At 41.6% G+C, this 11850-nt stretch carries 13 protein-coding genes; 9 read left to right on the top strand and 4 right to left on the bottom strand.

Going from position 1 to position 11850, the window contains the following annotated elements:
* Positions 1-80 precede the first annotated feature (80 nt).
* Complete coding sequence (locus tag EL144_RS07555; protein ID WP_005703099.1) at positions 81-875, top strand: MIP/aquaporin family protein; 795 nt, start codon at positions 81-83, stop codon at positions 873-875.
* Between the two features lie 26 nt (positions 876-901).
* Positions 902-2401: a glycerol kinase GlpK gene (gene glpK, locus EL144_RS07550; protein WP_005703098.1), complete on the top strand. Its 1500-nt coding sequence runs from the start codon at positions 902-904 to the stop codon at positions 2399-2401.
* A 131-nt stretch (positions 2402-2532) separates the two neighbouring features.
* Here glpK and rsmI read toward each other — a convergent pair whose 3' ends face one another.
* Positions 2533-3381: a 16S rRNA (cytidine(1402)-2'-O)-methyltransferase gene (gene rsmI / locus EL144_RS07545; protein WP_005703097.1), complete on the bottom strand. Its 849-nt coding sequence runs from the start codon at positions 3379-3381 to the stop codon at positions 2533-2535.
* 76 nt (positions 3382-3457) lie between these two features.
* Between rsmI and EL144_RS07540 the strand changes: the two genes are divergently transcribed.
* The 4 genes from EL144_RS07540 to dolP all read left to right on the top strand — a co-directional run bounded on the left by EL144_RS07540 (position 3458) and on the right by dolP (position 6785).
* On the top strand, positions 3458-5173 hold the full coding sequence (locus tag EL144_RS07540; protein WP_050332666.1) for a penicillin-binding protein activator: 1716 nt from the start codon (positions 3458-3460) through the stop codon (positions 5171-5173).
* Between the two features lie 9 nt (positions 5174-5182).
* On the top strand, positions 5183-5542 hold the full coding sequence (locus EL144_RS07535; RefSeq protein WP_005703094.1) for a YraN family protein: 360 nt from the start codon (positions 5183-5185) through the stop codon (positions 5540-5542).
* A gap of 5 nt (positions 5543-5547) precedes the next feature.
* Positions 5548-6132: a D-sedoheptulose-7-phosphate isomerase gene (locus tag EL144_RS07530; RefSeq protein WP_005703093.1), complete on the top strand. Its 585-nt coding sequence runs from the start codon at positions 5548-5550 to the stop codon at positions 6130-6132.
* Positions 6133-6197: 65 nt separating this feature from the next.
* Positions 6198-6785: a division/outer membrane stress-associated lipid-binding lipoprotein gene (gene dolP / locus EL144_RS07525; protein WP_005703092.1), complete on the top strand. Its 588-nt coding sequence runs from the start codon at positions 6198-6200 to the stop codon at positions 6783-6785.
* A gap of 170 nt (positions 6786-6955) precedes the next feature.
* On the opposite strand, the gene can is transcribed toward dolP, so the two are convergent.
* Positions 6956-7648 (bottom strand): carbonate dehydratase, encoded by a 693-nt coding sequence (gene can, locus EL144_RS07520; RefSeq protein WP_005700396.1) that lies wholly within the window; start codon positions 7646-7648, stop codon positions 6956-6958.
* A 217-nt stretch (positions 7649-7865) separates the two neighbouring features.
* Between can and msrB the strand changes: the two genes are divergently transcribed.
* Genes msrB through EL144_RS07505 form a run of 3 tightly spaced genes read left to right on the top strand, consistent with a single transcriptional unit; the run spans position 7866 to position 10079 of the window.
* Positions 7866-8936 carry a peptide-methionine (R)-S-oxide reductase MsrB gene (gene msrB / locus EL144_RS07515; RefSeq protein ID WP_005703091.1) on the top strand — a complete coding sequence of 357 codons (1071 nt, stop codon included), beginning with the start codon at positions 7866-7868 and terminating at the stop codon, positions 8934-8936.
* 3 nt (positions 8937-8939) lie between these two features.
* Complete coding sequence (locus EL144_RS07510; RefSeq protein WP_005703090.1) at positions 8940-9581, top strand: cytochrome c biogenesis protein CcdA; 642 nt, start codon at positions 8940-8942, stop codon at positions 9579-9581.
* A 15-nt stretch (positions 9582-9596) separates the two neighbouring features.
* A complete protein-coding gene (locus EL144_RS07505; protein ID WP_005703088.1) occupies positions 9597-10079 on the top strand; it encodes a redoxin family protein in 483 nt (160 codons plus the stop codon).
* 69 nt (positions 10080-10148) lie between these two features.
* Here the strand turns inward: EL144_RS07505 and EL144_RS07500 are convergent, their stop codons facing one another.
* Both EL144_RS07500 and EL144_RS07495 read right to left on the bottom strand, forming a co-directional pair.
* Entirely contained in the window at positions 10149-10778 is a 630-nt protein-coding gene (locus EL144_RS07500; protein ID WP_005703087.1) for a DUF1919 domain-containing protein, read from the bottom strand.
* A 56-nt stretch (positions 10779-10834) separates the two neighbouring features.
* Complete coding sequence (locus EL144_RS07495) at positions 10835-11806, bottom strand: oxidoreductase (RefSeq protein WP_050332663.1); 972 nt, start codon at positions 11804-11806, stop codon at positions 10835-10837.
* Positions 11807-11850 lie beyond the last annotated feature (44 nt).

The raw sequence follows: 11850 nt of genomic DNA, 5'->3' as shown, positions 1-11850 counted from the left end.
AAACAACTCGTTGTCGAAAATACAATTGCGCGGTAATGAAAACAAAATGTTCACCATGTCCCATCATACAAGGAGAAAATATGGCTCTAAATCAATCATTAAAAGGCGCTTGCATTGCCGAATTTTTAGGTACCGGATTGCTTATCTTTTTCGGTTGTGGTTGTGTTGCCGCCGCCAAACTGGCCGGAGCAACATTCGGTCTATGGGAGATCTCCATTATGTGGGGGTTGGGTGTTGCGATGGCAGTGTATTGCACAGCCGGTGTATCAGGTGCACATTTAAACCCTGCCGTTACTCTTGCGTTATGGAAATTTGCCTGCTTTGACGGCAAAAAAGTACTCCCTTATATCATCTCGCAAATTGCCGGTGCGTTTGTTGCCGCCGCGTTAATCTATTTGCTTTACCAAGATCTTTTTGCAGCAACGGAAGCCGCACAAAATATCGTTCGCGGAGAAACCGTTGGTGTTGCCAATGTTTTTTCAACCTACCCTCATCCAAATATTAGTATTTATAAAGCCTTTTTAGTGGAAATGGTAATTACCGCTATTTTGATGGGATTGATCCTAGCCCTGACCGATGATGGTAACGGTGTACCTAAAGGACCAATGGCACCATTATTAATCGGCTTGCTCATTGCCGTGATCGGTGGTGCAACCGGTCCATTAACCGGATTTGCCATGAACCCGGCACGTGATTTCGGCCCTAAATTATTAGCTTATTTCGCAGGTTGGGGAGAGATTGCACTTACCGGCGGACGAGATATTCCTTATTTCCTTGTGCCTTTAATTGCACCAATGATTGGTGGTTTACTCGGTGCTTGGGGCTACCAACGCCTTATCGGCAAACATTTGCCATGTACTTGTTCCAATTCATAATTTTTTCATATCGTAAGGAGATTCACATGACCCAAGAATACATTATCGCTCTCGACCAAGGTACCACAAGCTCCCGTGCGGTTTTATTAGATAAAAATGCCAACATCATTGAAGTGGCGCAACGCGAATTCACCCAAATTTATCCGCAAGCCGGTTGGGTTGAACATAACCCAATGGAGATTTGGGCCAGCCAAAGCTCTACGTTAAATGAAGTCGTTGCTAAAGCAGGCATTACCTCCGATAAAATTGCTGCTATCGGGATTACTAACCAACGTGAAACAACCATCGTATGGGAAAAAGAAACGGGTAAACCGATTTATAACGCTATCGTTTGGCAATGTCGTCGTACTGCCGATATTTGTACCCAATTAAAAGCCGATGGGCACGAAAGCTATATTCGTAAAACCACCGGACTCGTGGTTGACCCTTACTTTTCGGGGACAAAAATTAAATGGATTTTAGATCATGTAGAAGGCGCCAGAGAACGTGCTGAAAAAGGCGAATTATTATTCGGCACCGTGGATACATGGTTAGTTTGGAAACTCACCCAAGGTCGTGCCCATGTCACCGACTACACCAATGCATCCCGTACTATGCTATTTAATATCCATACCAAGCAATGGGATGACAAAATGCTTGAGTTGTTGGATATTCCAAAAGCTATGTTACCGAAAGTATGTAACTCCTCCGAAGTTTACGGACAAACCAACATTGGGGGTAAAGGCGGTGTACGGATTCCGGTAGCAGGTATTGCCGGTGACCAACAAGCTGCACTTTATGGTCATTTATGCGTAGATGCCGGCATGGCAAAAAATACCTATGGTACCGGTTGCTTTATGTTGATGAACACGGGTGACAGAGCTGTCGAATCTAAAAACGGATTGCTCACCACCATCGCATGCAATGCCAAAGGTGAGCCTTGCTATGCCTTAGAGGGTTCCATTTTTATGGGCGGCGCCTCTATTCAATGGTTGCGTGACGAATTGCGTTTAATTCACGACAGCGCCGATTCCGAATATTTCGCCACTAAAGTGAAAGATACCAATGGCGTGTATGTCGTTCCTGCCTTTACCGGTTTAGGCGCACCATATTGGGATCCGTATGCACGCGGTGCGATTGTCGGCTTATCCCGTGGTGCCAACCGCAACCACATCGTCCGTGCCACGCTAGAAGCTATCGCCTACCAAACCCGTGAGGTGTTAGATGCGATGCAATCGGACAGTGGCGAAAAATTAGCGGCTTTACGTGTGGACGGTGGTGCCGTTGCGAATAACTTCTTAATGCAATTCCAAGCAGATATTTTAGATGTGAAAGTAGAACGTCCAAAAGTACGCGAAGTTACCGCGCTCGGCGCCGCCTATTTGGCAGGACTTGCTGTAGGATTCTGGAAGGATTTGGAAGAATTGCGTGGCAAGGCTATTGTTGAACGGACATTTGAACCGAAAGAAACACCAGAAAAACGCACTGCACTTTATCAAGGTTGGAAAAAAGCGGTTCAGCGTGCATTGGCGTGGGAAGAGGAATAAAAAATTTAACCTTCCTACACCTTTTATATATGGGCGAGAGATTTTCCTCTCGCCTTATTTATATGGAAGAAAGCGAAAATGGCATTTAGCGATTTCCGAGATAAAAAACACGTTGAAAACCGACCGCACTTTTAACTCAAAAACTCCAATCCGAACTGATACAACTGATTTTTCTTATAGCCGTAAAGCTCCGCTACAATGGCCGCTGCTTTTTTCAACGGCAATTCTTGACTAATCAATTCAAGGGCTTTTACCGCTTGCGGGGAGATTTCTTCGCTGCTGTCTTCTTTTGTATCGCCTTCAACAATAACGACCATTTCTCCTTTGGTACGATTCGGATCTTGTGCCAACCAAGCGATTAAATCGGCTAATTTGTCGCCATGGATCGTTTCCCATGTTTTGGTAATTTCACGCGCCAACACCACATAACGCTCAGCGCCAAACACAGTTTGCATATCCGCAAGGCTATCTAAAATACGATGGGTAGATTCATAGAAAATCAAAGTACGGTCTTCTTTTGCCACGTTTTTTAATCTATCTAAGCGGGCTTTACTTTTTGCCGGCAAGAACCCTTCAAAACAAAAACGATCGGAAGCTATGCCGGAAGCGCATAATGCCGTAATCGCCGCACAGGCCCCCGGCAACGGCACAACCTGAATTCCTGCCTGACGACATTGACGCACCACATGAAATCCGGGATCACTGATTAATGGGGTACCAGCATCGGAAATCAACGCGATATTGACGCCTTGTAAGAGTTTTTCTACCAACGCGCCGGCTTTTTGCTGTTCATTATGATCATGCAAGGCAAAAAACGGTTTTTTAATGCCGTAATGACTTAATAATAAACCGCTGTGACGGGTGTCTTCTGCGGCAATGAGATCAACTTGTTGGAAGGTATCTAATGCACGTTGAGTAATGTCCTGCAAGTTGCCGATAGGCGTTGCGACGATATATAAAATTCCGTTTGAATTGCTCATTTACGATTTCTTTTATTTGATTTTAGTTGGGGAGATAAGTAAGATCTCTTCGATTGTTTCAACCAATGGAGTAATTATGTCTATTCTATTACAACGCATTAATTTAAAAAAACAATTAATGCCTTTTTTATTTACGCTGTTTTTAGCCGGCTGTACCACTAACTTTTTTGGTAGCAGTTTCACCGGCGAACTAAAAAAAGACGCGTATGCCAGTTCCGAATTTTATATGAATAAGATCGGACAAACACAAGATCTTGAAGACCAACAAACCTATAAACTTTTAGCTGCTCGCGCATTAGTGGCAGAAAATAAAGTGGCGCAAGCCCAGTCCTTATTAAATGAATTAACTGAATTAAATCCGGAGCAATTGTTAGATAAATCCCTTATTGATGCAAACATTGCGGCCGTAAAAGGACAAAACCAAGAAGCGGAAAATTTATTGCGTACCGTGGACTTAACTCAATTAAGCGCCTCTCAACTAGGTCGTTATTACGCCGTTCAAGCCCGTGTAGCAGAAAATAAAAATGCCATTATTGACGCAGTAAAAGCGCGCATTCAAATGGATCAAGTATTAACCGATACCCAACGAAAACAGGAAAATAACGACCGCACTTGGGCGTTATTACGTCGTGCGAATCGTGGTTTATTAAATGCACCTGATGAAGGCAACTTGGCACTAGCCGGCTGGTTGGCTTTATCCCGTGCTTATAACGACAACTTAAATCAACCGGCACAATTAAGCCAAGCATTGCAAAACTGGAAATCGTCTTATCCGAACCATTCTGCCGCCTACTTATTCCCAACCGAATTACAAGGTTTGTTTAATTTCCAACAAACATCCCTTTCTCAAGTAGCATTACTTTTACCATTAAGTGGTAATGGTCAGATTTTAGGTAACACTATCAAATCCGGTTTCGATGCAGCCAAAGGTGATGACACTACTATTCAAGTTCAGGTTTACGACACTGTCACCACCCCGGTAAATGAGATTATCGAACAAGCCAAACAAGCCGGTGTTCGTGCGCTTATCGGCCCATTATTGAAACAAAACGTTGACAGTGTATTAAGCAATCCTTCTGCAATTCAAGGCATTGATGTGCTTGCGTTAAACTCCACACCAAATGCCCGTGCTATCGGTCAAGTTTGCTACTACGGTTTATCTCCTGAAGATGAAGCGGAATCCGCTGCAAACAAAATATGGAAAGACGGTATTCGTGATCCAATGGTTGCTGTTCCGCAAGGTGACTTAGGTCAACGCACTGCCACCGCATTTAACATTCGTTGGCAACAACTTTCAGGTACCGACGCTAACATCAAATATTATAACCAAGCCGGTGATGTGGGCGTGGCATTGCAAGGTCAAAAAGTGCAAGGCCTTTACATTGTAGCGAAAAGTGAAGAATTGGCTGATGTTAAATCCGTCATTGATAATAGCGGCAATAACGTTAAATTATATGCCAGCTCACGAAGCAATTCGTCCAACAACGGACCGGAATACCGCTTGTTAATGAACGGATTGCAATTTAGTGATATTCCATTCTTTAAAGACACAGATTCTGCACAATATCAAAAAATCTCAACCGATACTAACGGCGACTACTCTCTCATGCGTTTATACGCTATGGGTGCCGATTCTTGGTTGTTAATCAATCACTTCAATGAACTGCGCCAAGTGCCGGGTTATCAAATTGACGGCTTAACCGGTAAATTAAGCGCAGGTCCAAACTGTAACATCGAACGTGATATGACTTGGTTCCAATACCAAAACGGTGGCATTCAGGTATTAAACTAAGTTGAACTTATGTTCTCTCTAAAACGTCAACAAGGGGCGAGATTTGAACACAAAGCTCGCCTCTTTTTAGAATCTCAAGGCTTAATTTTTCTTGCAGCCAATCAAACTTTCAAATGTGGTGAACTGGATCTGATTATGTTGGATCAAAGCACCATTGTGTTTGTGGAAGTCCGCCAGCGTAAAAATGATCATTTCGGTTCAGCCATAGAAAGTGTGGATTGGAGAAAACAACAACGTTGGTTAGATGCAGCCGCTCTCTGGTTGGCACAGCGGGAACAAAGCCTAGAGGATACAGATTGCCGTTTCGATTTAATCGCTTTCGGCAAAACCGAACAAGATATTCAATGGCTTCCTAATTTTCTTGATTAATCACTATGTTAAATAAACTCAATGACTTATATGAGGAAAACATCAAAACTCATATTTACGCCAAAAGCCTGTTAAGCGCACAAATTGTCGAGGCCGTACAACGCATGATTACCTGTCTATTACAAGGTAATAAAGTGATCGTCTGCGGAGATGGTCGCTCTTATATTAATGCCCAATGCTTAGTGGCGAATTTATTAAATCGCTACGAATTAAAACGTCCTAGCTTTCCTTCTGTATTGTTGAGTCTGGATAGTGCGGTCAGTTCTACTTTCATTTCTGACAACAGCTTGGAAAAGTTATATCAACACCAATTTAATGCCCTTGCACAAAAAGGCGATATGTTGGTCGCACTTGCGCCGTTAGGTAATGAAAACAATGTATTAAATATCATCACCCATGCGGTGAACAAAGAGATCAATGTCATTGTCTTAACGGGTAACAGTAACGATCATATTCAAGGTATTTTGGCGGAAAAGGATTTACACATTGCCGTACCGAGTGCTAAGGAAAGTCGCCTACTGGAAAATCACTTGTTTATTATTAACAGTATTTGCGAACTTATTGATTTTCAATTATTTTCGCATTCATAACTTGACAAAAACCGACAATCCAAGCCACACTAGCGCCCGATTGTCAAACATAAAAGGAGATGACTATGTTAACAAGTCCATTAAAGAAACTTGTGTTAGTTTTAGGTAGTGCCATGTTGTTACAAGGTTGCGTTGCAGCCGCGATTGGTGGTGCCGCCGTTGCAGGAGCCACCAAAGTAGCCACCGACCCACGTTCAATGGGAACCCAGCTTGATGATGAAACCTTGGAATCCAGAGTAAATTCCGCTATCAAAAAAGACCAACAAATCAAATCCGAAGCCCGTATTAGCGTTACCGCTTACAGCGGTCGCATTTTATTAACCGGCCAAGTACCAAACGAGAATTTACGCGAAGTCGCCAGCAGTTTGGCTAAAGGCGTGCAAAATGTGAACGATGTTTACAATGAAGTACGCGTTGGACCAAAAGTCGATTTTGCCCAAATCAGCAAAGACAGTTGGATCACTAGCCAAATTAAATCCAAAATGCTAGTGGACTCAAAAGTAAAAACTAGCGATGTAAAAGTCGTCACTGAAAATAACGAAGTGTTCTTAATGGGAAATGTCACCCAAGATCAGGGTAATGCGGCTGCAGAAATTGCACGTAATGTCGCCGGTGTAACGAAAGTAATCAAAGTTTTCAATTATTTGAACTAATCAAAACATAAGGGCGAATTAATATATTCGCCCTTATTCTTATAAAAACATTCTAAAAACTGACCGCACTTTGTTCTGTTTCTTACTTTTGGTAAGAGATCAAAGTGCGGTCAGTTTTCTCAGTATTTTTCATAGGACATCAGAGTGCCCTTAAGCAACAAAGAAAAATTCTATTCCTCTTCCTGCTCATGTGCTTTTTTCAACATTTCCTCTTCATTTAGTTTTAACAGACGGGAAATGGCATTACGATAAGAAATTTCTAGGGTTTCGCGACTGGTGGCGACCACCCCTTGATCGACTAGGAAACCGTCATTTACGTCATAAACCCAGCCGTGCAGAGACAATTTTTTTCCATTTTTCCACGCATTTTTTACAATGGAAGTACGTCCCAAATTATATACCTGCTCCGCTACATTCAATTTCGTCAACATATCGGCACGGCGTTCCGGTGAAAGGTTGCCAAGCAAATGACCATGCTTAAACCAAATATCCCGAATATGTAACAACCAGTTATTAATCAAGCCCAAATCTTTATCATTCATCGCTGCGTGAATACCGCCGCAATTTGTGTGGCCACAAATAATAATATGTTCAATATTCAACACATCCACCGCATATTGCACTACCGAAAGGCAATTAAAATCCGTATGAATTACTTGATTGGCCACGTTACGATGAACAAATAACTCGCCCGGCTCTAAGTTAGTCAGCTTTTCTGCCGGCACACGGCTATCTGAGCAACCAATCCATAAATAATGTGGCTGTTGATGCTCTGCCAGTTCTTGAAAGTAAGTGGATTTTTCCTCTTTCATTTGCGTTGCCCACTTGTAATTGTTGGCAAACAGCTGCTCTATTTTTTTCATCGCTACGCTACTCCTACCTTAATTCAAAAGGAGGACAGTATAGCTTAGAACACAGGGTTGATAAAAATTCTTTTTTCTACAACCCATTATTTCTAATGATGATTTAGTCTCTCAGAGAAAAATAATAAAAATAATTTGTAAGTAATTTGCGGCGACTCCGTCTAACATAAGTGAAAGGGTACCATTTTCATTATTCTAAAATTATGAAGGAGTTATCATGAAGAAATCAAAATTAGTCTTGATTTTGACCGCACTTTTATCCTGTGCGGCAATCCCGACAAGTGTTATGGCAGAAAATCCCGTTCAATCAACCATGGAGAAAAGTAACATGTCCGAAGCCACAAAAGATATCCACGAAATTTATTTAGCCGGTGGCTGTTTCTGGGGGATTGAGGCTTATATGGAACGTATTTACGGCGTGGAAGATGCCGTGTCAGGTTATGCCAACGGCAAAGGCGACAAAACCAGTTATCAAATGATCGGCATTACAGATCACGCAGAAACGGTAAAAGTGACTTATGACCGCAATAAAATTTCCTTGGATAAATTACTGAAATATTATTTTCAAGTCATTGATCCGACCAGTGTCAACAAACAAGGAAACGATCGTGGCAGACAATATCGTACAGGTATTTATTATCAAGATGCGGCGGATAAGACACTGATTGAAAAAGAAATTGCTTCACTGCAAGAAAAATACAAAAACAAAATTCAAATTGAAGTGGAACCGTTACGCAATTACGTGTTAGCGGAAGACTACCATCAAGATTATTTAAAGAAAAATCCAAATGGCTATTGCCACATCGATTTGGAACAAGCCAATAACGTCATCATTGATGAGAAAGATTACCCAAAACCAAGCGATGCGGAGCTAAAAGCAAAATTAACACCGTTGCAATATAGCGTGACACAAAATAAAAATACCGAACATTCTTTCAGTAATGAATATTGGGATAATTTTAAACCGGGCATCTATGTAGATGTCACCACCGGTGAGCCGTTGTTCTCCTCTAAAGATAAATTTGAGTCCGGTTGTGGTTGGCCGAGTTTCACCAAACCGATTGTTAAAGACGTGGTGACCTATCAGGACGATCACAGCTTTAATATGCTCAGAACAGAAGTCATCAGCCGTAGCGGAAAAGCCCATTTAGGTCATGTATTTGACGATGGTCCGAAAGATAAAGGCGGTTTGCGCTATTGCATTAACAGTGCAGCTATCAAATTTATTCCGCTAGAAGAGATGGCGAAAGAAAATTATGGTTATCTGACCAATGCGGTAAAGGAGTAAAGGATGTTTGATCAGCAGTTATTGATTGGCACAGTTTTCCTTGCAGGTCTTGCCTCCTTTTTATCACCTTGTATCTTCCCCATTATTCCCATTTATTTTGGCATTTTGGCAAAAGGCGGTAGAAAGATTCTGAACACTTTTTTGTTTATTGCAGGCTTGTCCTTAACCTTTGTGAGCCTTGGATTTAGCTTCGGTTTTCTAGGCAATTTGTTCTTTAATGATAACGTCAGAATCATTGCCGGCATTATCGTCATTATTTTAGGGATTCACCAATTAGGCATTATCAAGTTGAATTTCTTAGAAAGAACCAAAGTGGTTGAAGTGAAAACCGAAGGCAAAAGCGCCTCTTTTGAAGCCTTTTTCCTAGGGCTTACCTTTAGCCTTGGCTGGACACCTTGTATTGGACCGATTTTAGCATCCGTACTGGCATTGTCCGGAGACGAAGGTTCTGCCCTCTATGGCGCTTCTATGATGTTGGTTTATGTATTCGGCTTGGCCACCCCGTTTGTGCTGTTCTCCTTGTTTTCCCAAGAACTGCTCAAGCGCACCAAAGCACTGAATAAACACTTAGGTAAATTTAAAATTGTCGGCGGATTATTAATTATCGTCATGGGCGTTTTACTCATTACCAATAATTTACAATAAAAGGAAATATCAACTATGAAAAAAATCATTGCATTATTATTAATGGCATTTAGCGTAAATAGCTTTGCCGAAGGAGAAAATTCATTGAAAGACGTTCAATTTAAAGACTTAAATAATAACGTGGTAACACTCGATCAAGTGACAACTAAAGGCAAACCTGTTTACGTCAAAATGTGGGCGTCTTGGTGTCCGATTTGTCTTGCCGGTTTGGCGGAAATTAACGAACTCAGTGCCGATCAAAGCAAAAACTTTGACGTTATTACGATCGTTTCTCCGGGAGCCAAAGGCGAAAAGGAAACCCAAGATTTCATTGAGTGGTACAAAGGGTTGGATTACAAAAACATCATTGTATTATTAGATGAAAAAGGCGAAACCCTAAAACGTGCCAAAGTGCGTGGCTACCCTTCCAGCGTATTGCTTGATGCAGATTTAAATATCCTAAAAACTGTACCTGGCCATTTAGGTACGGCACAAATTAAGCAGTTGGCAGGGAATTGATAAACTGAAATAAAAAAGTGCGGTGAATTTCTACCGCACTTTTTTGTTTTCTTGCTACTGCAAATTGCATTAAGGCTGATTAAACCACGCCACATAATCAAACTGATCATAATATTTCGCGCCATTCCAGCCGGAAAAGTCGAACAAATCGCCAACTTGAGTTTCTTGTTCAAAGCCCTTGATATAAAAGGCAGATGCCAACCCAGGATAAGGTTTATTGGTAAACACCACTTTATTTTTAAACGGCAAATTATCAAAAGCGACAAGATCCTCATAAGTCACGCCCACTGTACCGTCTTTATCCGTCATAATGATAAACAGATTATCTAAATTCACTCGTTTTAAACGGGTTTCCCATTTTTCCCGGGCTTCTTGCGCGCTGTGATAATGCATAAAATGGATAGGAATATCGCCTAATATTCCCACAGGATAAGGCTTATCTGTCGGCTCAAAAACTAATGTTTGCGGATCATAGTGCGCCATATTTTGCAAATACCGAATAAAATCCCGCGGTTTCACATATAAATTCACAAAGGGAGAATTAAAAGGCTCATTTAAATCATGCAAAATAAAAGCCCCCACGCAGTTGCTGGAAATCACTGACATATTGTGGTTGGTTAAGCGATTTTTTAATTCTTGATTAATGGATTTTCTGTGAAATTTATTCACCGCTCTTTTGATTTTTGAAAATAAAGACATCCTTTACTCCGAGTTTAGTGACGCTATATGAGGGTGTTTACGTGCACCCTACAAACTCAATACCCTTTTTGATACACCAATTCCGCCAATTTGACGCCTAACAAGGCAATGTCAAAACGCTGTTCGTCAGCTACCAACCAGAATTGTACGCCATTTTCCACCACAGTTAGCCCGCCGATATGTAATTTAGCAGTCTCTCCGGCTTCTGCTTCGCCGTTGGTTACCGGAGTGAATAATTGAGTTTCATTGAAATCCACCAATTCATTACCCTGCCATGCGCTAATTTGTGATTGCATATCCAACTCATAGTCAGATAACAATGTCACTGTTTGCGCCATGCCGTAAAACACCGGCACTTGCACTTGATGGAAAATCACATTTGGCAATTGCGGAAAGATTTTTTCCACTTGCGCCGCCAAATTTACGGTGTGTTTTGTAGATGGAAACACATCAAAAGCCAAGCGTTGCTGTTCTTCGTCGAGCGGAATGCCGTTTAACAATTGTGCCGTTTGACCGGCAAGTTTTGAGACGGTTTCGCTATCAATATAAGAGGCCGGTAATAATGATGTGACTAACACTTGTGATAGGTTTGCTTCACGCGCTAATTGTGACACGGAGAAAATGAATTGCGTTACTTGCGGATCAGGTAATGAGACAATGTTACGTTGTAGTGAAATCAACTGTTCGTTGTTTACACTTGGCACAATCACCGGCACATCATTTAACGTAGCGCATACGCCTTTCAAGTCAATGACCATACAACCTGCGCTAGCGGCTTTGGCAATGTGTGTAGCATGTGTTAATTCGCCGGCGAAAAAAACGTAATCGAAATCCGACCATTCGGTTTCATCTAAACTGAGTTGTGCTACGCTTTTATTGTTGAAACGAATGCCTTGTTCTTCGGCAAAAGGGAAAAGCTCGACAACGGATAATTTTTCAATTTCTAAACAACTCTGCTCTAATGCTTCTGCCAATTTCTCACATAAATCGAATTCGGCTACCAGGGCGACATTTAATCTTGTACTCATTTTTCTCTCCGCAGTAAAATAAACGGGCTACATTTTACTGAATT

This window comes from Aggregatibacter aphrophilus ATCC 33389, from assembly GCF_900636915.1.
GTDB classification, from domain to species: domain Bacteria; phylum Pseudomonadota; class Gammaproteobacteria; order Enterobacterales; family Pasteurellaceae; genus Aggregatibacter; species Aggregatibacter aphrophilus.
The sequence above is the reverse complement of the archived record's forward strand: the minus strand, read 5'-3'. Positions and strand labels throughout refer to the sequence as shown.